Origin of the sequence: Streptomyces sp. NBC_00252 (assembly GCF_036187565.1) — a bacterium.
GTDB lineage: Bacteria > Actinomycetota > Actinomycetes > Streptomycetales > Streptomycetaceae > Streptomyces.
The window spans coordinates 9,700,664-9,727,002 of the sequence record NZ_CP108087.1 but is presented as its reverse complement, the minus strand read 5'-3'; the positions used below and the strand labels follow the sequence as shown (position 1 = coordinate 9,727,002).

General features: G+C 73.1%; 2 protein-coding genes. Both read left to right on the top strand.

All coding sequences use genetic code 11. The features are described from left to right. Positions 1–2: 2 nt before the first annotated feature. Positions 3–17,636, top strand: coding sequence for a type I polyketide synthase (locus tag OHT77_RS43230; RefSeq protein WP_328833847.1), 17,634 nt, complete (start codon positions 3–5; stop codon positions 17,634–17,636). Between the two features lie 90 nt (positions 17,637–17,726). Further along, complete coding sequence (locus tag OHT77_RS43225) at positions 17,727–26,282, top strand: type I polyketide synthase (protein WP_328833846.1); 8,556 nt, start codon at positions 17,727–17,729, stop codon at positions 26,280–26,282. Positions 26,283–26,339 lie beyond the last annotated feature (57 nt).

The window sequence follows — 26,339 nt, the reverse complement described above, 5'->3', positions numbered from 1 at the left end:
CGATGGCAGAGGTGACGGTGACGGACCCGACGACGGGCAGGGACGGCGACGAGCCGGTCGCGGTGGTCGGCATGGCCTGCCGGCTGCCGGGCGCACCGGACCCGTCCGCCTTCTGGCAGCTGCTGCGGGAGGGCCGGGACGCGATCGGCGCCCCTGCCGCGGACCGGCGCCCGGCGCCGCACGACACGGAACGCCCCGGCGGTTACCTGGACCGTGTCGACGGCTTCGACGCCGCCTTCTTCGGTGTCTCCCCCCGCGAGGCACTGGCCATGGACCCCCAGCAGCGACTCGCCCTCGAACTGGGCTGGGAAGCGCTGGAGGACGCCGGTATCGCCCCCGACTCGGTCGGAGGCACCCCCGCAGGCGTCTATGTCGGTGCGATCTCCGACGACTACGCGACCCTGCTGCGCCGGAACGGCCCACAAGGCATCACCCGGCACATGTTCACCGGCATCCAGCGAGGCGTCATCGCCAACCGGCTCTCCTACTCGCTGGGGCTGCGGGGGCCGAGCATGACGGTGGACTGCGGCCAGTCCTCTTCCCTGGTCGCAGTCCATCTGGCCGTCGACAGCCTGCGCAGGGGCGAGTCGGACCTCGTTCTCGCGGGCGGCGTCCACCTCAACCTCGCGCCCGAGAGCACCCTCGCCGTCGAGCGTTTCGGCGGCCTCTCCCCCGACGCCCGCTGCTTCACCTTCGACGCCCGCGCCAACGGCTTCGTCCGCGGCGAGGGCGGCGCACTCGTCGTCCTCAAGCCCCTCGCCCGCGCCCTGGCCGACGGCGACCGCGTCTACTGCGTCATCCACGGTTCCGCCGTCAACCACGACGGCGCGGGCGAGGCCCTGGCGGTCCCGAACGCGGACGCCCAGCGCGAGGTGATCGACGCCGCGCTCAGTACGGCGGGCGTCCACCCCGACGAGGTCCAGTACGTCGAACTGCACGGCACGGGCACGCCAGTCGGCGATCCGATCGAAGCGCAGGCACTGGGCGCCGCCTTCGGTACAGGGTCCGAGAGGCCGGTTCCCCTTGCGGTCGGTTCGGCGAAGACGAACGTGGGCCACCTGGAGGGCGCGGCCGGAGTGGTGGGCCTCATCAAGGCCGCCCTCTCCCTCCACCACCGCCAACTCCCCGCCAGCCTCAACTTCGAGACCCCCAACCCCGCCATCCCGCTCGACCGCCTGAACCTGCGGGTCCAGACCGAGACCGGCCAATGGCCGCAGCACGACCGCCCGTTGCTGGCCGGCGTCTCCTCGTTCGGAGTCGGCGGAACCAACGCCCACCTCGTCCTGGGCGAGGGACCACGAACGACAATCGGCGGTACGACGGCGCAGCCCAGCGGAGTGGTCCCCTTGGCCGTCTCGGCGGGCAGCGCGGAAGCACTGGCCGCGTACGGCACACTCCTCGCCGACCACATGGAAGCAGACCCGGACCTCCAACTCGGCGATGTCGCCCACACGTTGGCCACCACCCGGGCGGTACTGCCATTCCGGGCGGTGGTGGTCGCCGAGGACCGGGACAGCGCGCTGACGGGACTGCGCTCGCTGGCCGAAGGGCATCCCGCGCCCCATGTCGTCACGAGCGCCGGACCGGTCGCACCGGCGCGACGCGGACCGGTGTTCGTGTTCCCCGGGCAGGGCTCCCAGTGGGCGCACATGGCCCACGATCTGTACGCGAGCAGCCCGGCCTTCCGTGAAGCCCTGGACGCCTGCGCCACCGCCCTCGACCCTCTCACCGGCTGGTCCCTCATCGACACACTCACCGGAGAAGACGAGGCCTGGCTGGAGCGGGTGGACATGGTCCAACCCGCCCTCTTCGCGATGATGACCAGCCTCGCCCGCCTCTGGATGTCCTACGGCGTCCAACCCGCCGCCGTCATCGGCCACTCCCAGGGCGAGATCGCCGCCGCACACATCGCCGGCATCCTCTCCCTGGCCGACGCCGCCCGCATCGTCACCGTCCGCTCGACCGCCATGCGCGATCTCTCCGGCCACGGCGGCATGGCGACCGTGAGCGCGAGCGCCGACTGGGTGACAGAACACGCGGGCCACCACATCACCATCGCCGCCCACAACTCCCCCACCACCACGGTCATCAGCGGCACACCCGAGGCCCTGGACCAACTCACCGCTGAATGCGAGCCGTTGGGCGTGCGCGTGCGACGCGTCAACGTCGACTACGCCTCCCACTCACCCCAAGTCGACGCCCACCACGACCACATCACCGCCACGCTCGCCGACATCCGCCCCCAGTCGGCTGCCATCCCGATGGTCTCCACCGTCACCGGTGAACCGGTCCAAGGCCCCGAACTGGACGCGGACTACTGGTTCGCCAACCTCCGCCGGCCGGTCCGCTTCCACCAGGCCCTCACCCACCTCACCGCCACGGGCCACGACACCACCGTCGAAGCGAGCCCGCACCCGGTTCTCACCCCCGCGGTCGAGGAGACGGCGGAGGCAACGGGCGCACCCATCAACGCCCTGCACACGCTTCGCCGCAACACCCCCACACACTTCGCCACGGTCCTGGCCCACGCGTACACCACGGGGACCGCCCTCACCTGGACGACGGCGGGAAGCACGATCCCCCTCCCCACCTACGCCTTCCAACGCCAGAGCTACTGGCCGCAGTTGACCGCGCAGACGGACCCCACAGCGGCTATTGCCGAGGACGACTACGACACGACGGCTGCCCCGGCCCCGGACCTGTCGGCCCTCCTGGATGTCGTACTGAACGAATGCGCCCGAGTCCTGGGCCACGTCTCCGCCGCCGATGTCCCGGAGCACCTGCCCTTCAAGGAACTCGGCTTCGACTCGTTCGCCGGCGTCGAGCTCTGCAAGCGGCTCTCGGCGCTGCTCGGCCACCGGGTTCCGGTCAACTCGACCTACGACCATCCGAGTCCGGCCGAGTTGGCCGCCTTCCTGCGGGACGAGTTGGCCGGTGTCCCGGAGGAGACAGCCCCGGCCACCGGCGTCGCGAAGAGCGAGGACGACGATCCGATCGTGATCGTCGGCATGGCGTGCCGCTTCCCCGGCGGTGTCCGGACGCCGGACGACCTGTGGCGTCTGCTGGTCGAGGAGCGGGACGCCATCGCGGACTTCCCCGACGACCGCGGCTGGAACATCGAGGAGTTGTACGACCCCGATCCGACGAATCCCGGTACCTCCTATGTGCGCCGAGGCGGGTTCCTGGACGACGTGGCCGGTTTCGACGCGTCGCTGTTCGGTATCGCGCCCCGCGAGGCGCTCGCGATGGACCCGCATCAGCGCCTGCTGCTGGAGACGTCGTGGGAGGCCTTCGAGCGGGCGGGCATCGACCCCGGCTCGCTGCGCGGCAGCCGCACGGGTGTCTTCGTCGGGACCAACGAGCAGGACTACGCGACCTACACGGCGCCCCAACAGGCCCAGGGCAGCGAGGGGTTCCTGCTGACCGGGCACGCGGCGAGCGTGGCGTCCGGGCGGTTGGCGTACGTCTTCGGCCTGGAGGGCCCGGCGCTGACGATCGACACCGCCTGCTCGTCCTCCCTGGTCGCCCTGCACCTGGCGATGCAGTCACTGCGCAGCGGTGAGTGCGACCTGGCCGTGGCGGGCGGCGCGACGGTGATGTCGACGCCCGGCATGTTCCTGGAGTTCTCGCGGCAGGGTGGTCTGTCACCGGACGGCCGCTGCAAGGCGTTCGACGAGTCGGCGGACGGCACCGGTTGGTCCGAGGGTGTGGGGACGCTGCTGGTCGAGCGCCTCTCCGACGCGCGCCGCCACGGACACCCCGTCCTGGCCGTGATCCGTGGCTCAGCCATCAACCAGGACGGCGCCTCCAACGGCCTCACCGCACCCAACGGCCGCAGCCAAGCCCGCCTGATCCAGCAGGCGTTGGAGAACGCGGGACTCACCGGGACGGACATCGACGCCGTCGAGGCGCACGGCACGGGAACCCGCCTCGGCGACCCCATCGAGGCCCAGGCACTCCTGACCACCTACGGCCAACACCGCCCGGCAGAAAACCCGTTGTGGCTCGGCTCGATCAAGTCCAACATCGGTCACACCCAGGCCGCCGCCGGCATCGCCGGAGTCATGAAGACCGTCCTCGCCCTGCGGCACGGCGTGCTGCCCCGCACGCTGCACCTCACCGAGGCGACCTCCCACGTGGACTGGTCCTCCGGAACGGTCCAACTCCTCGGCGAGACACGAGACTGGCCGGAGACGGACCGTGTCCGCCGTGCCGCGGTCTCCGCGTTCGGCATCAGCGGCACGAACGCCCACGTCATCCTGGAACAGGCCCAACAGCCCGTCGCACAGGAGGAGTTGGCGCGGCCCTTCGGCACGGTCCCGCTGGTCGTGTCGGCCGGGAGCGCGGAAGCCCTGGCGGTTACCGGGGCTCGGTTGGCCGAATGGCTGGAGACCGAGCCCGAGCTGCAACTCCCGGATGTCGCGCACGCCTTGGTGACCACCCGGGCGTCCCTCCCGCACCGGGCGGTCGTCGTCGCGGACGACCGGGACGGCGCGATCGACGGCCTCCGTGCCTTGGCCGAGGGCACCAACCTCCCCCACCTGATGACCAGTTCGGGGCCGGTGACGACCAGTGGACGCGGTCCGGTCTTCGTCTTCCCCGGGCAGGGCTCCCAGTGGGCGGGCATGGCCAACGGCCTCTACGACAGCAGCCCCGCCTTCCGCGCAGCGCTGGACGCCTGCGCCGCCGCCCTCGACCCGCTCACCGGCTGGTCCCTCGTCGACGTCCTCACGGGTGACGACGATGCCTGGATGGGCCGCGTCGACATGGTCCAGCCCGCCCTCTTCGCGGTGATGACCAGTCTCGCCCGCCTCTGGATATCTGCTGGTGTCCAACCGGCCGCCGTCATCGGCCACTCGCAGGGTGAGGTCGCCGCCGCGTACATCGCCGGCATTCTGAGCCTCGACGACGCCGCCCGCATCGTCACGGTCCGCTCCACCGCCATGCGCCGGCTATCCGGCCACGGCGGCATGGCCACCGTCAGCAGGAGCGCCGACTGGGTCGAGGAACACACGGGCGACCGGATCACGGTCGCCGCCCACAACTCCCCCACCACCACGGTCATCAGCGGCACACCCGAGGCGCTGGACGAACTGACCGCCGAGTGGACCCCGTCAGGCATTCGCGTACGCCGGGTCAACGTCGACTACGCCTCCCACTCCCCCCAGGTCGACGCCCAGCGCGACCACATCACCACCGCACTCACCGGGATCACCCCGCGGCCCGCCGTCATTCCGATGGTCTCCACCGTCACCGGTGAACCGGTCCAGGGCCCCGAACTCGACGCGGACTACTGGTACTTCAACCTCCGCCGACCCGTCCGCTTCCACCAGGCCCTGACCCACCTCCTCAGCGGCGGCCACCACACCACCATCGAGACAAGCCCGCACCCCGTCCTCATCCCGGCCATCGAGGAAACAGCGGAAGCCACCGACACCTCCGTCAACGCCCTGCACACGCTCCGCCGCAACACTCCCCCGCAGTTCGCCACCGCCCTGGCCCAGGCCCACATCACCGGCACCACCCCCACCTGGACCACCCAACTCCCCGCTCCCCAGGGCCACATCCCGCTCCCCACCTATCCCTTCCAGCACCACCGCTACTGGCTGGACCGTGCCAAGTCGGCCGCCGGGGCGCGGCCGGGCGTCGAGGTCCGTGAACACCCCTTGCTGACCACGTCCGTCGGGCTCGCGGACGGCGGTGTCGTCCTCACCGGCGGCCTGGAACCCACGACGCCCGGGTGGGTGACGGATCACGCCGTCGCGGGCGCGGTCCTGCTGCCGGGTACGGCCTTCGTCGAGATGGCGGTACGTGCCGGTGACGAGGTCGGCTGCGGCACGGTCGAGGACCTCACACTGCGGGCACCCCTCGCACTCTCCGGACCCGTGACCGTCCAGGTGACGGTGGAGGAACCGGACGACACGGGCCGCCGCAGGATCACCGTCCACTCACGCCCCACGCCCGACACCTCATGGACCTTGCACGCCGACGGCTTACTCACCGCTGGCGACGGACAACCGGCGTCAAGCGAGACCGAGTTGGCCGAATGGCCGCCCACGGACACTCAACAGACCCCCATAGACGGGCTCTACGACGACCTGGCCGCCCACGGCTACGACTACGGGCCCGCCTTCCAAGGAGTACGAGCCCTGTGGCGGGACGGCGACGAGGTCTTCGCCGAAGTCGCCCTTCCCGGGGAACTCATCGAGGGTGCCCAGGAGTTCGTTCTTCACCCGGCGCTGCTCGATGCCGCCCTGCACGCCGTCGCCGCGACAGGGCTGCTCCCCGCGACACCCGGCATACGGCTGCCCTTCGCCTGGTCCGGCGTGCGCGTCCACGCGGCCGGCGCGAGCACCCTGCGGGTCCGGCTGCGTCGTACAGGCGCGGACGCCGTGACCCTGAGGGCGACGGACGCCACCGGCGCGCCGGTCGTCTCCGTAGACTCCCTCGCGCTCCTGCCCATCGCCCCCGAGCAGCTGCGCGCGGCCTCGCTCGACGCACACCGCGATGCCCTTCTCGCCGTCCGCTGGGAGCAGTTGACGCCCACGAGCGACGCACCGGACACCGCCCTCCCGACCCACTGGGCCGCCGCCATCTCACAAGCCGACGAAATCGACGACGCCCTCGCAGCCGTGCCCGCCGACGCACCGTCCGCCGTCCTCTTCGACGCGTCGTCGACATCCCCCTATCAGCCGAGGGACGTGACGCTGCGCGCCCTCGATGTCGTACGGCGCTTCGTGACCGAGCCCGCGCTGCAGAACTGCGTGCTCGCGGTGCGCACGTCCGGGGCCGTCTCGGCGCGGCCGGAGGATCAGGTGACCGCTCCGGCGGACGCGGCGGTGTGGGGGTTGGTGCGTTCGGCGCAGAGTGAGCATCCCGGGAGGTTCGTCCTCGTCGATGCGCCGGACGGCGCGGAGTCAGGGGTGGCGCGATTGTCGCCCGCGCTCGTACTGAACTCCGGTGAACCGCAACTCGCGGTGCGCGACGGCCTGTTGTCCGCGCCGCGGCTCGACAGGTACCGCCCGGACGACGGGGCGTTCTCCGGCTTCGACCCGGATCGCACGGTGTTGATCACCGGTGGCACCGGGGCCCTGGGTGCCCTCGTGGCCCGGCATCTCGTCGTCTCGCACGGCGTGCGCCAGTTGCTCCTGCTCAGCCGGTCGGGGCCGGGATCGGCCGAAGTGGCCGACCTTGTCGAGGGGTTGGCCGCCGAGGGTGCCGTCGTCGGCGTACGGGCCTGTGATGTGGGTGATCGTGAGGCGTTGGCCGGGGTCATCGCCGATGTCCAGGGCTCGGGGCATCCGCTGGGCGCCGTCGTGCACGCGGCCGGGGTGCTGGAGGACGGCACGGTCGAGGGGTTGACCGAATGGGCCGTGGACGCGGTGTTGCGCCCGAAGGCCGAAGCCGCGCTGTATCTGCATGAGTTGACCGCTGGGCTCGATCTGTCGGCGTTCGTGATGTTCTCCTCGGTCGCCGGGGTGCTCGGCAACCCGGGGCAGGCCAACTACGCGGCGGCGAACGCCTATCTCGACGCGCTGGCCGCCGTCCGCACCGGTCTCGGGTTGCCCGCGCTGTCGCTCGCGTGGGGGCTGTGGGACCAACCGACCGGGATGACCGGGGAGTTGGGCGGTCAGGATCTCGCACGGATGCGACGCAACGGGTTGCTGCCGTTGTCGGCGGCGGAGGGGCTGGCGTTGCTGGACGCCGCGCTGGCCGCGCCGGCGGAGGTCTCGGCGCTGGTGCCGGCCCGCGTCGACGTCGGCGCCCTGGCGCGTGGCGGGCGGCCGGTGCCGCCGCTGTTGTCGCTGCTCGCGCCGCGTGTCGGACGTAGGTCCGCCGCCCGGGCCGTGGCGCCGGACGGTGGTTCGCTGTCGGCGTTCGAGGAGCGGCTCGCCGGGTTGTCCCGGGACGAGCGGGAGCGGTTGCTGGTGGGTGTGGTCCGGGACGAGACCGCGCTGGTGCTCGGGCACGCGCAGGGTGCGGGGCTCGATGTGGCGGCGGAGTTCCGGGAGTTGGGCGTGGACTCCCTGATGGCGGTGGAGGTGCGCAACCGGCTTGCCTCGGTCACCGGGCTCACGCTGCCGTCCACCGTCGTCTTCGACCATCCCACCCCGCAGGCGCTGGCCCGGCTGCTGCACGAGCGGCTGACCGGGGCGCTGTCCGCGCCGGAGCCGGTCGTGGTGGAGCCGGCTGCGGACGACGAGCCCATTGCCGTGATCGGCATGGCGTGCCGTTATCCCGGCGGGGTCGAAGGGCCGGTGGATCTCTGGCAGTTGGTGCTGGACGAGCGCGAGGCGATCGGCGGGTTCCCGACCGACCGGGGCTGGGATCTGGGCGCGTTGTTCGCCCCCGACACCGGTGCGGGCGGCACCAGCGCCACCCGCAGCGGCGGCTTCCTGGCGGACGCGGCCGGCTTCGATCCGACGCTGTTCGGGATCTCGCCGCGCGAGGCGCTCGCCATGGACCCGCAGCAGCGGCTCCTGCTGGAGGTGTCCTGGGAGGCACTGGAGAACGCCGGGATTCCGGCCGAGGCCGTGCACGGTTCACGGACCGGGGTGTTCGCCGGGCTGATGTACCACGACTACGGCACGGGCCTCGCGCAGGTCCCGGAGGGCGTCGAGGGGTATCTGCTGACGGGTGGCGCGGGCAGTGTGGCCTCCGGGCGGATCGCCTACGCGCTGGGGCTGGAAGGGCCCGCGCTGACGGTCGACACGGCGTGCTCCTCCTCGCTGGTGGCCCTGCATCTCGCCGCACAGTCGCTGCGCCGGGGCGAGTCCGATCTCGCCCTCGCCGGCGGGGTGACGGTGATGGTGGCGCCGGACACGTTCGTGGAGTTCTCCCGGCAGGGCGGGCTGGCGGCCGACGGCCGCTGCAAGTCCTTCGCCGAGGGCGCGGACGGCACCGGCTGGTCCGAGGGCGTGGGCATGCTGCTGGTGGAGCGCCTGTCCGACGCGCGGCGCAACGGGCACCAGGTCCTCGCCGTGGTTCGCGGTACCGCCGTCAACCAGGACGGCGCCTCCAACGGGCTCACCGCGCCCAGTGGTCAGGCCCAGCAGCGCGTGATCCGCCAGGCGCTCGCCGACGCGGGTCTCACGCCGGACGAGGTGGACGTCGTGGAGGGGCACGGGACCGGGACCGCGCTGGGTGATCCCATCGAGGCGCAGGCCCTGCTGGCCACGTACGGTCAACAGCGGCCTGAGGAACGGCCGTTGTGGCTCGGTTCCGTCAAGTCGAACATCGGGCACACGCAGGCCGCCGCCGGTGCCGCGGGCCTCATCAAGATGGTCATGGCGATGCGTGCGGGTGTGCTGCCGCGCAGCCTGCACTCCGCGACGCCGTCGTCCCATGTGGACTGGGCTTCCGGCGGGGTGGAGCTGCTGGACCGGGCGCGCGAGTGGCCGTCCCTGGAGCGAGTGCGGCGGGCCGCCGTGTCGTCCTTCGGGATCAGCGGGACGAACGCGCACATCATCCTGGAGGAGGCCCCGAGCGGGGACGATCCGATCGAGCGCGGGCCGGAACCGGCAGTCGTGCCGCTGCTGTTGTCGGCCGCCGACGAGGACGCGCTGCGCGCCCAGGCGGCCCGGATCGCGGACACCTTGGACAACTCGACCGATTCCGACGTGCGGTTGGTGGATGTCGGCTGGTCATTGGCCGGCGGCCGGTCCCAACTGCCCAGGCGGGCGGCCGTGGTCGCCGAGGGGCGCGCGGAGTCGGTCTCCCGGCTGCGGGCGTTGGCCGAGGGACGGTCGGCTGCCGGGGTACTGACCGGGCGGGCGGAATCGGGTGGACGGCTGGCCGTGGTCTTCAGTGGGCAGGGCAGCCAGCGGCTCGGCATGGGCCGCGAACTGCACGCCACGCAGCCCGTGTTCGCCGCGGCCTTCGACGAGATCTGCGACCACTTCGCACCCCACCTCCAACTCCCCCTCCAGGACGTCGTGTTCGGCGAGGCGGCCGAGCTGCTGAACCGCACCGGTTACGCGCAGGCCGCGCTCTTCGCGGTCGAGGTCGCCCTGTACCGGCTCGTGGAGCACTGGGGCGTGACGCCCGGCCTGCTGATCGGCCACTCCATCGGCGAGTTCGCGGCCGCGCACGTCGCCGGAGTGTGGACGCTGCCCGACGCCTGCGCCCTCGTGGCCGCACGCGGCACGCTGATGCAGGCCGTGGAGGCGGACGGCGCCATGGCCGCCCTCGCGGTCACACCCGACGAACTCCGGCCCGTGCTCGCCCCGTACGGCGAGCGGCTCGGTGTCGCGGCGGTCAACGGCCCCTCGTCCGTGGTGATTTCGGGCGACCGGGACGCCGTGGAGGAAGTGACGCTGCGGTACGAGGCGGACGGGCGGCGGGTGCAACGGCTTCGGGTCAGCCACGCCTTCCACTCCGCGCACATGGACACGATGCTCGACGCCTTCGCCGAGGTCCTGGCCGGCGTCCGCTTCCACCCGCCGACGCTGCCCGTGGTGTCCAACGTGACCGGCGCGGTGGCCGATCCGGCGGAGTTGTGCTCCCCGGCGTACTGGGTGCGCCATGTGCGCGAGGCCGTACGGTTCGCCGACGGCATCACCACCCTGCACGCCGAGGCAGTGACCGCCTACCTCGAACTCGGCCCCGCCGGCACCCTCACCGCCGCGGTGCGCGACAGCCTCCCGGACGACGCGCAGCCGGTGATCGTCTCCGCGCTGCGCCGTGACCGGCCGGAAGCGGCGACGTTCACCGAGGCCGTGGCGGCACTCCACCTCTCGGGCCTGTCCGTCGACTGGACGCCCGCCTTCGCGGGAACCGGCGCCCGCATGGTCGACCTGCCCACCTACCCCTTCCAGCACAGCCGCTTCTGGCTCCAGGCACCCGAGCGAACGGCGGGCCCCGACCTGTGGGAGAGCGTCACTCGCGCCGAACCCGGAGACCTGGCACGGCAGTTGGATCTCGACGAGGAGCAGGTGCGTACGGTCCTCCCGGCACTCACGGACTGGCTGCGGGCCCAGGGTCGGTCGGTGCGCCGGGAGCGGTCCGACCGTCAAGTGGGCTGGGTGCCCGTGACGGTCGCCGAGCCCCCGGCCCGGCTCGGCGGACGCTGGCTCGTGGCCGTGCCTTCGGATGCGGATCGGACCGACGCGCGGGTGTCGGCGCTGGCCGCCGCGCTGGAACGGTCGGGAGCTGACGTCGTCGTAGGTGAACTCGCGTCACAACACGCCGAGTTCGCGGGGATTGTGGCGCCAGTGGCGCTCGCGGAGGATCCGGGGTCGTTCGCGGTCGAGGTGGCGCAGGCCGATGCGGTGCTCTGGTTCGTGACCCAGGGTGCGGTGGATCCTGTCCTCGATCCACGGCAGGCGGCGGTTTGGGGCCTCGGGCAGGTGATCTCACTCGAACTGCCCGAGCGGTGGGGCGGGTTGGTGGATCTTCCCGGTGTCCATGACGACCAGGACCTGGACGCGCTGTGCGCCGTGCTGGCCTCGAACGGCCACCGGCCGGGCGCCGACCGGGAGGATCAGGTTGCGATCCGCGACGGCCGGGTGCTCGGGCGCCGTGTGATGCCGTTGTCCGCCGACCGGGCCCCCGAACAGCCGTGGCGGCCCACCGGCACCGTGCTCGTCACCGGCGGTACCGGTGCGCTCGGGGCGCGGGTCGCCGGGTGGCTCGTGGACGGGGGCGCCGATCACGTCGTACTGACGAGCCGTCGGGGTGAAGACGCACCGGGAGCGGCCGAGTTGGCGGCGGAGCTGCGTGAGCGCGGTGCGCGGGTGTCCGTCGAGGCGTGTGACACGGCCGACCGGAGTGCGGTGGGCGAGGTGCTGCTGCGTCACCGTCCGCGTGCGGTGTTCCATGCGGCCGGCGTGTTCGAGGCGGGCGAGGTCGTGGGGTTGTCGGTGGCCGACTGGGCGGCGGTGCTGTCCGCCAAGGCCGATGGGGCACGTCATCTGGACGTGCTGACGCAGGAGTTGGGGCTCGACCTCGACGCGTTCGTGTTGTTCTCGTCGATCGCCGGGGTGTGGGGCAGCGTCGGGCAGGGCGCCTACGCCGCCGCGAACGCCGTCCTCGACGCGCTGGCCCGGCGTCGGCGCGCGGACGGGCTGGTCGCGACGTCGATCGCCTGGGGGCCGTGGGCGGGCGAAGGCATGGCGGCCGACAGCGAGTTGAGTGCCGCGCTGCGGCGCAGTGGGCTGGTCCCGTTGGCGCCGGAGGACGCGCTCGCCGCGCTTCAGGACGTGCTGGACCGGGACGAGACGTGCCGGATCGTCGTGGACGCGGACTGGGAACGGCTGTTGGCGGGGTTCGCGGCCGTGCGGCCCGGCCCGTTGTTCGGTCTGCTGCCGCAGGCGGCGCGGCCGGTCGAGGGCACACCGGTGGCGGACGAGGCCGGCGGGGCGTACGCACGGCGGGTCGGCGGGTTGCCGCGTGCCGAGCAGGAGCGGGCGGTGCTCGGACTGGTGCGGGATGTGGTCGCGGCGGCGCTCGGGCATGAGTCGGCCGAGGCGCTGGACGTCGGGCAGACGTTCAAGACGCTGGGCCTGGACTCGATGACGGCGGTGGAGGTGCGCAACCGGCTCACCACGGCGACCGGACTGGCGCTGCCCACCACGGTGGTCTTCGACCGTCCCACGCCCCGGGATCTGGCGCGGTACGTCCGCGACCGTCTCGTCGGTGAGGCGTCCGATGCCGGGCCGGTGGCGGCGGTGCGGCCCGCGGCGGACGAGCCGGTGGCGATCATCGGGATGGCCTGCCGCTACCCCGGCGGCACGACCGCCCCGGAGGACCTGTGGCGGCTGGTCGCCGAGGAGCGGGACGCCGTGTCCGACTTCCCCGAGGACCGGGGCTGGGACCTGGGCGCTCTCTACGACCCGGACCCGGCCGCGACCGGGACGTCGTACTCCCGCGAGGGCGGTTTCCTCGACGACATCGCGGGGTTCGACGCGGGCCTGTTCGGGATCTCACCGCGCGAGGCGCTGGCCATGGATCCGCATCAGCGGCTGCTGCTGGAGACGTCGTGGGAGGCGTTCGAGCGGGCCGGCATCCCGCCGACCTCGCTGCGCGGGAGCAGTACGGGCGTGTTCGTCGGCGCGGGTGAGCAGGACTACGCGGGTGGGGTGACCGATGCGCCGGAGGGCGTGGCCAACCACCTGCTGCTCGGGCACACGGCGAGTGTCCTGTCCGGGCGGGTCGCCTATGTGTACGGGCTGGAGGGGCCCACGCTGACGCTGGACACGGCGTGCTCGGCGGGGCTGGTGGCGCTGCATCTCGCGGTGCGGGCGCTGCGTTCGGGCGAGTGCGATCTCGCCCTGGCGGGCGGGGCGACGGTGATGTCGACGCCGGGCGGTTTCGTCGAGTTCAGCCGGCAGCAGGTGCTCGGGCGGACGGGGCGGTGCCGGTCGTACTCGGACGACGCGGACGGTTCGGCGTTCTCCGAGGGCATCGGCACCCTCGTGGTGGAGCGGCTGTCGGACGCGCGGCGCAACGGGCACCGGGTGCTGGCCGTGATCCGCGGCTCCGCGATCAACCAGGACGGTGCCTCGAACGGGCTCAGCGCGCCCAACGGGCAGTCCCAGCAACGTGTGATCCGCCAGGCCCTCGCCGACGCGGGCCTGGCGCCGGACGAGGTCGACGTCGTGGAGGGGCATGGGACCGGGACGCCGCTCGGGGATCCGATCGAGGCCGAGGCGCTGCTCGCGACGTACGGTCAAGATCGGCCTGCCGAGCGGCCGTTGTGGCTCGGGTCCATCAAGTCGAACATCGGGCACACCCAGGCCGCGGCCGGTATCGCGGGTGTGATCAAGATGGTGCAGGCGCTGGAGCACGGGCTGCTTCCGCGCACGCTGCATCTCGATTCCCCTTCCTCTCATGTGAATTGGGCCGCGGGGGGTGTCGCGTTGCTGGACCGGGCGCGTGAGTGGCCGAATGTGGACCGGGCCAGGCGTGCGGCCGTCTCCGCCTTCGGGATCAGTGGTACGAACGCGCACGTCATCCTGGAGCAGGCGGAACCGGTGGTGGATTGCGGGGAGTTGGAGGCGTCCGGGCCGGTCGTGTTGCCGTTGTCCGCGCACAGCGGTGCGGGGCTGCGGGGTCAGGCGGGGCGGCTGCGGGAGTTGCTCGGCGACTCCCCGGACCTCGAACTCTCTCTTGTCGGGCGGGCGTTGGCCGCGAGCCGGGTGACGGAGCTGGAGCATCGGGCGGCTGTCGTCGCCGAGGACCGGGAAGGCGCGCTGGCCGCGCTCGGTGCCTTGGCCGAGGGCGGGGCGCATCCGGATCTGACGGCGGGAGCCGGTGCGCCGGGCGCCGATCCCGTGCTGGTGTTTCCGGGGCAGGGGTCGCAGTGGCCCGGCATGGCGCTCGAACTCCTCGACTCCTCGACGGCGTTCCGTGAGGCGCTCGCCGACTGCGACGCGGCGCTCGGCGAGTACGTCGACTGGTCCGTGCTCGACGTGTTGCACGAGCGGCCGGGTGCGCCGTCGATGCAACGGCTCGACGTGGTGCAGCCGTTGCTGTTCGCGGTGATGGTGGCGCTGGCCCGCACCTGGCAGGCGGCCGGGATCACACCGGCTGCGGTGGTGGGGCACTCGCAGGGCGAGGTGGCCGCGGCCTGTGTCGCGGGTGCGCTGTCCCTGTCGGACGCGGCACGGATCATCTGCCTGCGCAGCCGCACCATGCAGGAGGAGCTGTCCGGGCTCGGCGCGATGGCGTCGGTCGCGCAGCCGCAGGAGTGGGTCGCCGACCGGTTGAGGCGCTGGGGCGACCGGCTCAGCGTCGCCGCGGTCAACGGGCCGACGTCCGTGGTGGTTTCGGGCGAGGCCGCCGCGGTGGACGAGTTCCTGGCGGACGCCGAGGAGGCGGGCGTACGGGCCCGGCGGGTGAAGGGCGCGATCGCCGCCGGCCACTCGGCACAGGTGGAGCTGGTGGAGGAGCGGGTCCGTGCGGAACTCGCGCCGGTCTCCCCCGGAGCCGGTGAGATCCCGATCGTCTCGACGGTCACCGGCGAGGCGTGCGACGGGTCCGGGATGGACGCCGACTACTGGTACCGCAACATGCGTGAGCCGGTGCGATTCGACGCCGCCGTACGGGAGTTGCTGACGCGCGGGCACCGGGTCTTCATCGAGGTGAGCCCGCATCCCGTGCTGCTCACCGGGTTGCAGGAGACCGTGGAGGACGCGGGCACCTCGGCGTCCGTGCTGGGCACGCTGCGCCGGGACGAGGGCGGCGCGCGACGCTTCGCGACCTCCCTGGCGGCGGCGTACGTCGCCGGTGTGGACGTGCCGTGGGGGGACGCCGTGTACGCGGAGACGCCGGCGGTCTTCGTGGACCTGCCCACCTACGCCTTCCAGCATCAGCGGTACTGGCTGGACTCGCCGCGCCAGTCGGCGTACTTCGCCACTCCGGCGAGCCGGCCGGCGGAGAGCGCGGACGCTTCCGGCGACGAGGGTCAGCGGCGCTTCTGGGAGGCCGTCGAGAGCGGGGACTTCGACGCACTGGCGAGCGAACTCCCACTGGTGAACGGACAATTGGCTTCCCTCCGGGATGTACTGCCGGCGCTCGCCGACTGGCGGACGCGGTCGCGGGAGGACGCGGCGCTCGACCGCTGGCGGCACCGGGTGGTCTGGGAGCGGGTGGCGACGCCCGGGCGTCCTGAACTCTCCGGGCGCTGGCTGGTGCTCGTGCCCGAGGAGGAGGCGGCGCGGGCGGTCGCCGGTCCGGTGGAGGCCGCTTTGCGGGCGCACGGCGCCGAGGTGGACCAGGTGGAGTTCTCGGCGGGCGCGGACCGAGGTGAGGTGGCCGAGGCGCTGCGCGCCCTGCGCGGCGGGGACGAAGTGCCGGTGCCCGTCGGGGTGTTGTCCCTCACCGGGCTGCTGGACGGGGCCGACGCCGGGCACGAGGCCGTGCCGCGCGGGCTGGCGGCGAGCTTGGGTGTGGTGCAGGCTCTCGTGGATACGGACCTGGCGGGCGATGCCCCGCTGTGGGTGCTCACCCGGGGTGCGGTCGCCGCGGAGTCGGGCGATGCCGTGGACGCGCCGGAGCACGCCATGGTGTGGGGGCTCGGCGCGACGGTGCGGCAGGAGCATCCTGAGCGATGGGGCGGGGTCGTCGATCTGCCGGGCGGGCGCGAAGTCGGTCTCGATCCAAGGGCGTTGACGCGGCTTGTCGGTGTTCTGTCGGGGGTCACGGGCGAGGACGAGGTCGCGGTGCGTACGTCGGCGACGCTGACCAGGCGGTTGGTGCCGGCGCCCGCCGACACCAGGACGCCCGAGGACGAGGCCGGTGGTGACGCCGGGGACTGGAAGCCGAGCGGCACGGTGCTCGTGACCGGCGGCACCGGTGCCCTCGGCGGACATGTGGCCCGGCATCTGGCCACCCTCGGCGCGCCCCATCTCCTCCTGGTGGGACGGCGGGGGCCGGACGCTCCGGGTGCCGCCGAACTGGCTGCCGAGATAGGCGAGTCGGGGACGAAGGTCACCGTCGCCGCCTGCGACCTCGCCGACCGCAAGGCCCTCGCACGACTGCTGGGCGAGATCCCGGCGGAGTATCCGCTGACGGCCGTGGTGCACACGGCGGCGGCGGTCGACGACGCGCTCCTGGACTCCCTGACCGTGCCCCAACTCGACCGCGCGCTCAGGGTGAAGGCGCTCGCCGCGAGGAACCTGGACGAGCTGACCCGGGATCTCCCGCTGGAACTGTTCGTCCTGTTCTCCTCGTTCGCCGGGGTCACCGCCGACGCCGGGCAGGGCGGCTACGCGCCGGGCAACGCGTTCCTCGACGCGCTCGCCCTGCGACGCCGGGCGCTCGGCCTGCCCGCCCTGTCCATCGGCTGGGGGCACTGGGCGGGCGGCAGCGGCCTGGAGGGCGGTGAGGTCATCGCGAACCGGCTGCACAGGTTCGCGATGGAGTCCATGGCCCCGGACCGCGCGGTGCGCGCGCTGGACCGGGCGGTGCGTCTTGACGGCGGGCTCGGGCACATCGTGATCGCCGACATCGACTTCGAGCGCCTCGACGCCGGGTCGATCGGCGCCCGGCCGACCCGGCTCTTCCTCGGACAGCCCGGCTACCGGGGGGCGTTGGAGGCGGCGACGGAGGCCGGACCCTCCGACGCGGGCGGCGCCGACGACGCCGTAGCGCACTGGCGTGCACAGGTGACCGGAGCCACGGCAGCCGAACGGGCCACGTTGGTCAAGGATCTGGTGCTCCGTCAACTCGCCGCCGTCCTGGGCCACTCGGACCCGGACGACCTGTCGTCCACCCGGCTCTTCCGCGACCTGGGCATCGACTCGCTCACGGCGGTGGAGTTCCGCAACCGGCTCGGCGCGGCCACCGGGCTGCGGCTGCCGGTCGGGGTCGTCTTCGACCATCCCACGCCGGAGGCGCTCGCCTCGTACGTCGGCGGGGAGCTGACGACGGGGGCATCCGGACCGTCCGGCTCGGAACCACGCGACGAAGTGCCCTCGGTGGACGAGGAGTTCGACCGTCTCGAAGCCGCGCTGGCCGGTCTCGACCGGGGTGACCGTCGCACCTCGGCGACAGTCGCGGGCCGGCTGCGGGAGCTGCTCGCCGGGTGGCCGGAGGAGTCCGTCCCGCCACCGGCGTCGGATTCCGCCGGGCTGGAGTCCGCGACGACGGCGGAGGAGGTCCTGGACTTCATCCAGGAACGGTTCGGCAAGTAGGCACCAGGCCGACCGGCCGGAGACCCGAGCAGTCCAGGCGCTCCAGGGGAACGCCGTCCCGAAGCCACAGCACCTCAGGAGATGTTTGCAGTGACGAGCAACAGCGGCCAGAGCGGGCCGACCGGTGGGGACAAAGTCGTCGAGACCCTCAAGTGGATGGCGCGCGAACTCGACGAGACCAAGCGGGACTTGGCGGAGCTGCGGGCCCGCAGGTCCGAGCCGGTGGCGCTCGTCGGCATGGCCTGCCGCTTCCCCGGAGGCGTCGCCTCACCCGAGGACCTGTGGCGGCTGCTGTCCACCGGCACCGACGCGATCGGCCCGCTGCCCACCGACCGGGGCTGGGACCTGGACGCGCTCTACGACCCCGATCCGGCGGCGTCCGGGACGGCGTATGTGCGGGAGGGCGGGTTCCTGGACTCGGCGGGTGACTTCGACGCCGGGTTCTTCGGGATCTCCCCGCGCGAGGCCCTGGCCATGGACCCGCAGCAGCGGCTGCTCCTCGAAGTGGCGTGGGAGACGCTGGAGGACGCGGCGATCGATCCGACCGGGCTGCGCGGCAGCGACACCGGAGTGTTCGTCGGCACCAACGGCCAGGACTACATCGCGCCGATGATGGACGGGGTCGCCGATCTCGGCGGTTACCTCGGTACGGGTTCGACGCAGAGCGTGCTGTCGGGGCGCCTCGCGTTCACGCTGGGCCTGGAGGGGCCGGCGGTCACCGTGGACACGGCGTGCTCGGCGTCGCTGGTGGCGCTGCACCAGGCGGTACGGGCGCTGCGCGGCGGCGAGTGCGACCTGGCGCTCGCGGGCGGCGCGACCGTCATGTCCAGCCCGTGGACGCTCGTGGAGTTCTCCCGGCAGCGCGGCCTGGCCGCGGACGGCCGCTGCAAGACGTTCTCCGACCGCGCCGACGGGACCGCCGTGTCCGAGGGCGTCGGCATGCTCCTGCTGGAACGCCTCTCCGACGCCCGGCGCAACGGCCACCGCATCCTTGCCGTCGTCCGCGGCACCGCCGTCAACCAGGACGGCGCCTCCAACGGCCTGACCGCACCGAGCGGCCCCGCCCAGCAGCGCGTCATCCGGCAGGCCCTCGCCGACGCGGGTCTCACGCCGGACGACGTGGACGCCGTAGAGGCGCATGGGACGGGGACGCGGCTCGGGGATCCCATCGAGGTCGACGCGCTGCTGACGACGTACGGCAAGGACCGGCCCGCCGAGCGGCCGCTGTGGCTGGGGTCCGTGAAGTCGAATCTCGGGCACACGCAGGCAGCGGCGGGAGTCGCCGGTGTCATCAAGTCGGTGCTGGCCCTGCGGCACGGTGTGCTGCCGCGCACCCTGCACGCCGAGCCGCCGACCCCGCACGTCGACTGGGCCACGGCGGGCATCCGGCTCCTGCACGGCGAACAGCCGTGGCCGGAGACGCACCGGCCGCGCCGGGCGGCGGTCTCGTCCTTCGGCATCAGCGGCACCAACGCCCACATCGTCCTGGAGGAGGCCGAGCCGACACCCGTCGGCCCTGCCGCTTCGCCCTCCTCTTCCGCCTCTCTGCCCTGGCTGCTGTCCGCGCGGAGTGCGGCGGCGCTGCGGGGTCAGGCCGCGCGGCTGGCCGCGCATGTCACCGAGCGGCCGGACGCCCGACTCGCCGACCTGGCCTGGTCAACGGCCGCCACGCGGGCCCGGATGCCGCACCGCGCGGTGGTCGTCGCGGCCGACCGTGAGGAGCTGCTCGCCGGGCTGAACGCCGTCGCCACCGGTGCTCCGGGCAGCGGTGTGGTGCGGGGCGAGGTTCTCGAACGCCCCTCCCCCATCTTCCTGTTCACCGGGCAGGGTGCCCAACGGGCCGCAATGGCACAGGAGTTGCACGACGCGTTCCCGGTGTTCGGCGCCGCGTTCGACGCGGTGTGCGTGGAGTTGGACCCGCTGCTCGAACGGCCCCTCAAAGACGTCGTGTTCGCCGCGCCGGGTACCGCCGAGTCGGCGCTGCTCGACCAGACCGCCTACACGCAGCCCGCGTTGTTCGCCGTGGAGACGGCGCTCTTCCGGCTCGTGGAGTCATGGGGGCTGGTCCCGGACCGGCTGATCGGGCACTCCATCGGGGAGTTGACCGCCGCGCACGTCGCCGGGGTCCTGTCGCTCGCCGACGCCTGCGCGCTGGTCGCCGCGCGCGGCCGGGTCATGCAGGCGCTCCCGGCCGGTGGAGTGATGATCTCCGTGCGGGCCGCCGAGGAGGACGTCGTCCCGCTGCTCGCCGAGGTGAGTGATCAGGTCGGCGTGGCCGCCGTCAACGGGCCCGCGTCGGTCGTGCTGTCCGGTACGGCGGAGGCTACGGCCGCGGTGGCGCGGACGCTCGCGGACCGGGGGCACAAGACCAGGGAACTCCAGGTCAGCCACGCCTTCCACTCGGTCCTGATGGAGCCGGCGATGGCGGAGTTCCGGCGGATCGCCGCCGGGGTGACGTTCCACGAGCCGCGCATCCCGCTGGTCTCCGCGCTCACCGGTTCGCTCGTCGGCCCCGGTGAGATGACGGACCCGGAGTACTGGGTGCGGCATCTGCGGGAGCCGGTCCGGTTCCTGGACGCGATCCGCACGGCCGAGGCCGAAGGGGCCCACGTCTACCTGGAGTTGGGTCCCGACGGGGTGCTGACCTCGATGGCGGCGGACTGCCTGCTCGACCGGTCTACGGCGGTGCTCGCGTCGACGTTGCGCAAGGACCGCCCCGAGGCGCGGTCCGTCCTGTCGGGTGTCGGCCAGGCGTACGCCGCCGGTGCGGACGTCGACTGGGACCGGGTCTTCGACGGTACGGGGGCCGGGCGCGCGGAGCTGCCGACGTACGCGTTCGACCACCGCAGGTACTGGATCACGGCGGGCCGCACCTTCGACGGCTCCGCCGATCCGACCGAGGAACCGGCGCTCCCCGAACCCGACCTCGCGCAGGGCGAGTTGGAGATGCTGGAGCTGGTCCGGGCGGCGGCAGCGGCCGTGCTCGGGCACGACTCGAAGGACGCCGTGGCGGCGACCCGGCCCTTCTCCGAACTGGGAGTGACCTCGGTCGGCGCGGTGGAGCTGTGCGCCGAACTGCGCGCGGCGACCGGCCTGTCGGTACCGGCGTCGGCCGTCTTCGACCACCCCAACCCGCAGGCACTCGCCGCCCATCTCGACCAGGAGCGGCGGGGCGAGGTGCGGCGGCCCGACGCCGGGCCGGCGCGGCACCGGCCGGACGAGCCGATCGCGATCATCGGCATGGGCTGCCGGTTCCCGGGCGGGGTCACCGGCCCCGAGGACCTGTGGCGGCTCGTCGCCGAGGAGCGCGACGTCCTCGGGGGCTTCCCGGACAACCGGGGCTGGAACCTCGAGGAGTTGTTCACTCCCGACGGCGCTCCGGGTACCTCGACGGAGGCCAGGGAGAGCGGATTCCTTTACGACGCAGGTGAGTTCGACCCCGCGTTCTTCGGCATCTCGCCGCGTGAGGCACTGGCGATGGACCCGCAGCACCGGCTGCTGCTGGAGACCGGCTGGGAGGCGATGGAACAGGCCGGGCTCGACCCGGGCACGCTGCGCGGCAGCCGCACCGGGGTGTTCGCGGGGCTGGTGGGGCACGACTATCTGCTGGGTCCCGAGCGGATGCCCGACGATCTGGTGCCGTACTTCGCGACCGGCATCGGCGGTTCGATCGCCACCGGGCGGATCTCGTACACCTTCGGGTTCGAGGGTCCCGCGGTCACCGTGGACACGGCATGCTCGTCGGCGTTGGTCGCGCTGCACCAGGCGGTGCACGCGCTGCGGTCCGGTGAGTGCGACCTCGCGCTCGCGGGGGCGGCGACGGTGATGTCGACGCCGGGTGCGTTCGTGGGCTTCTCCGGGCAGGGGCTGATGGCGCCGGACGCGCGCAGCAAGTCGTTCGCGGACGCGGCCGACGGCACGATGTGGTCCGAGGGTGTGGGCATGCTGCTGGTGGAGCGGCTGTCCGACGCCGAGCGCGCCGGGCACCGTGTCCTCGCGGTCGTCCGGGGTACGGCCGTCAACCAGGACGGCGCCTCGAACGGCCTGACCGCGCCGAACGGCACCGCCCAACAGCGCGTGATCCGGGCGGCGTTGGACAACGCGGGCCTCGCCCCGGCCGATGTGGACGCGGTCGAGGCGCACGGCACCGGTACGCGGCTCGGCGATCCCATCGAGGCGCACGCGGTGATGGCGACGTACGGCAGGGACCGGCCCGAGGACCGGCCGCTGTGGCTGGGTTCCATCAAGTCGAACATCGGTCACGCGCAGGGCGCGGCGGGTGTCGCGGGTGTCATCAAGACCGTGATGGCGTTGCGGCACGGGGTGTTGCCCCGGACGCTGCACGTGGACCGGCCGTCGACGCGGATCGACTGGTCGCTCGGGGCGGTGAAGCTGCTGACCGCGAGCGAGGCGTGGCCGGAGACGGACCGGCCGCGCCGGGCGGGTGTGTCGGCGTTCGGCGCGAGCGGCACCAACGCCCACGTCATCCTCGAACAGGCCCCGCCGGAGCCGGAGTTCACCGATCCGCGGCTCCCGCTGCCGGTGACGCCCCTGCTGCTGTCGGCGCACACGCCGGAGGCGCTGCGGGGCCAGGCGGCACGGCTGGCGGCACATCTGCGGGAACCGGCCACGCCCGCAACGGAGTTGACCGATCTCGCCTGGTCCCTCGCGAACCACCGCGCGGTCCTCGCTCACCGTGCCGTGGTCCTCGCCGAGGGCCATGACGACGCGCTCGCCGGGCTGGACGCCCTGGCCGCGTGCGAGGAGACCACGGGGGTGATCACCGGGGCCCCGACCGGGGACCATGCCGTGTTCGTGTTCCCCGGCCAGGGTTCTCAATGGATCGGCATGGCCTCGGAGTTGCTGCGCAGGTCGGAGGTGTTCCGGGACACGTTCGCCGACTGCGAGCGGGTCTTCACGGACCTGGTCGGCTGGTCGGTGACGGACGCGATGGCGGGCACCCCCGGGGCTCCCTCCCTGGAGCAACTCGACGTCGTCCAGCCGGTGCTGTTCTCGGTGATGGTGGCGCTGGCCCGCACCTGGCAGGCCGCCGGTGTGCGGCCCTCCGCCGTGGTGGGCCACTCGCAGGGCGAGATCGCCGCCGCCTACATCGCGGGCGCGCTGTCCCTGGAGGACGCGGCCCGGGTCGTGGCCCTGCGCAGCCGGCTGATCGTGGACGTCGTGGGCCTCGGCGCGATGGCCGGCGTGTCCAAGTCGCAGGCCTGGGTGGCCGAGCGACTCGGGCCCTGGTCAAGGGAGTTGAGCGTCGGCGTGATCAACGGGCCGGAGTCGGTCGTCGTCACCGGTGATGTCACGGCGCTGGAGGAGTTCCTCGCGGTGGCCGAGGCGGACGGCGCGCAGGTGCGCCGGGTGCGCGGGGCCGTGGCCCCGGGGCACGCACCGCAGATGGAGCGCCTGCGTGAGCAACTGCTGTCCGCGCTTGAGGAGTTGGAGCCCACCACCGGCACTGTCCCGCTGTGCTCGACGGTCACCGGCGAACTCCTCGACACCGGGCGGATGTCCGCCGACTACTGGTACCGCAACGCCCGTGAACCCGTGCAGTTCGAGGCGGCGGTACGGCACCTCCTGGACCGGGGACACCGTGTCTTCCTGGAGATGAGCCCGCACCCGCTGCTGCTGAGCGGCGTCGCGGACATCGCCGACAGCCAGGACACGAAGGTCGCCGCCCTGGGCACCCTGCGCCGCGACGACGGCGGCCCCGAACGCACGGCGCGCGCCCTGGCCGAGGCCTGGGTGCACGGCATCGCCGTCGACTGGACCGCCGCCGTCTTCGACGGGGTCGGAGCACGCCGCGTGGAACTGCCGACGTACGCCTTCCAGCGCGAGCGCTACTGGCTTGAGCCGGTCACCGGGCCGGTGGGCGCCGGGGTCCTCGGCACCGGGCATCCGGTCACCGACATGCGCGTCGAACTCGCCGACGGCGGCTCCCTGTTGACGGGCCGCCTGTCGCACCGGTCGCTGGGCTGGCTGGGCGATCACGCGGTGGCCGGGGTGGCGATCCTGCCGGGCGCGGCGTTCGTGGAACTGGCGGTGCGCGCGGGCGACGCGGTGGGCTGCGCGACGGTGGAGGACCTCACGTTGCAGGCGCCGCTTCTGGTGCCCGCCACCGGCGGGGTCGTCGTACAGGTCACGGCCGAAGCGCCGGACGGCACGGGCCGGCGGGCGGTGCGCATCCACGCCCGCCCGGAGAGCGAGGGCGAGGACGGCGCCTGGGTGCAGCACGCGGAAGGCGTCCTGGCCCCCGTCGGCGCCGACCCGGAGCCCCTCGCCGACTGGCCTCCGCGCGACGCCGAGACCCTGCCGTCCGACGACGCGTACGAGCGGATCGCCTCCGCGGGCATCGCGTACGGACCCACGTTCCGCGGCCTGAACGCGGCCTGGCGGCGCGGTGACGAACTCTTCGCGGAGGTCCGACTCCCGGAGTCCGAAGGAAAGAACGCCGCGTCGTACGGAGTGCACCCGGCGCTCCTGGACGCCGCCCTGCACGTGGTGGTCCTCGACAGGCTGGCGGAGAGCGGCCAACTCGCCTTCTCCTGGAGCGGCGTGACCCTGCACGCCCAGGGCGCCACCGCGCTCCGTGTACGGGTGCGGCAGCTCGGGGACGGGGCGTTCGCGTTCCACCTCTACGACGGCGCCGGGCAGCCGGTGCTCACGGCCGAGTCCGTCGCCGTACGCCCGCTGTCGCCCGCCGACCTGTCCGCCGCGCGCACCGGGACCGAGAACTCCCTGTTCCGGGTCGACTGGACGCCCCTGCCCTCGGCCGAGACCTCGGGTCAGGCCCGCTGGGTGGTGCTCGGCGAACGGTGCGAGGCGGTGTGGCCCGCCGAGATCGACGCCCGTCGCCGGTACGCCGATCTCGCGGCCCTCGCCGACGCGGTGGACGCGGGTGCGGCGGTGCCGGAGGCGGTCGTGGTGGCCGGTGCCGGTGGGGCGCCCGGTGACCGGCACGTCCTCGTGGACGCGCTGGAGTTGTGCCAGTCCTGGCTGGCCGACGACCGCTGGACGGATTCCCGTCTGGTGTTCCTCACCCGGGACGCCGTGGCGACGTCCGCCGACGCCCCCCTCACCGATCTCGCGCACGCCCCGCTGTGGGGGCTGGTCCGCTCGGCCCAGCAGGAGCAGCCCGACCGTTTCCTGCTGCTCGACAGCGACACCGCCGAGGTCCCGACGGTCCTCATCGGCGCGGCACTCGGCTCCACCGAGTCCCAACTCGCCGTACACGAAGGAGTGTTGCGCACCCCACGACTGGCCCGCACTCCGGCCGCGGACCGTCCGGCACGTCCCCTCGGCCCCGAGGGCACAGTACTGATCACCGGCGGCACGGGCACCCTCGGCGCCATCCTCGCCCACCACCTCGTCGCCCAACACGGCGTACGACACCTCCTGTTGACCGGCCGCCGGGGCGCCGACGCGCCGAGGGCGGCGACACTGCAGGCCGAGCTCACCGAGGCCGGCGCGACCGTCACCGTCGCCGCGTGCGACGTAGCGGACCCGGCCGCCCTCGCCCAGCTCCTCGCGGACATTCCCCGACAGCACCCGCTCACAGGGGTGTTCCACCTCGCGGGTGTCCTCGCCGACGGCGCGATCGGCTCGCTCACGACCGGGCACTTCGCCACGGTGATGGGGCCGAAGGCGGACGCCGCCTGGGAGTTGCACCGGCTCACCCGGGATCTCGACCTGGCCGCGTTCGTCCTGTACTCGTCCATGGCCGGCACCTTCGGCGGCGCGGGACAGGGCAACTACGGTGCGGCCAACGCGTTCCTGGACGCGCTGGCCGCGCATCGCCGGGGCATGGGGCTGTCGGCGCTGTCCGTGTCCTGGGGGCTGTGGCAGGACCGCTCCGAGATGGGGGCCGGGCTCAGCGAACAGGATCTGGCCCGCCGTATGGCACGCTCCGGCACCCGGAGTCTGTCGGCCGAGCAGGGAATGGCCCTGCTGGACACGGCGTTGGCCGGGACCGACGCCCATCTCGTGGCCGCACGCTTCGACTTCCCCACGCTGCGCGCGCAGGCGGCCGACGGCACGCTGCCTCCGCTGCTGCGGGGTCTGGTCCGGGCGGCCCGCCGTACCGCGGGGGCGGCCGAGCAGTCCGGTCTGCGCGAGCGACTCGGCACGCTCGGACCGGCCGAGCGCACGGCCGCGCTGCTCGACACGGTCCGTGCGACGGTCGCGCTCGTCCTGGGACATGGTTCCGCGGACGCGGTCGACGACGGGCGTGCCTTCAAGGAGTTGGGGCTCGACTCCCTCACGGCGGTGGACCTGCGCAACCGGCTGACCGCGCTCAGCGGCGTCAAGCTCCCCGCCACCCTCGCCTTCGACCATCCGACGCCCCGGGCGATCGCCGAACTCCTCGACGCGAAGCTGTTCGCCACCCCGGTGGAGGTCACCCCGCCGATCCTCACCGACCTCGACCGGCTCGAACTCGCCCTGCTGGGCGCCGACTCCGCCGATCCGGTGCTGCGCGCACGGGTCACGATGCGGCTGCACTCCCTCGTCGCCAAGTGGCGCGCGGCGGACGAGAGTCCGGACGGACCGGTGCCGGGAGCTGCCGACGACGGACTCGGCCTGGAAGAGGCCTCGGTCGACCAACTCCTCGACTTCATCGACGACATGGGCAGCTTCTGAGCCCACCGGCGGCCGGGCACCGAACCCCGAGTCGCCGCACCGGTGGACAGCAGACGC

What these genes read in the sequence shown, in the direction of transcription:
- OHT77_RS43230 (WP_328833847.1), top strand. Translation starts at nt 3, where the DNA reads ATGGCAGAGGTGACGGTGACGGACCCGACGACGGGCAGGGACGGCGAC.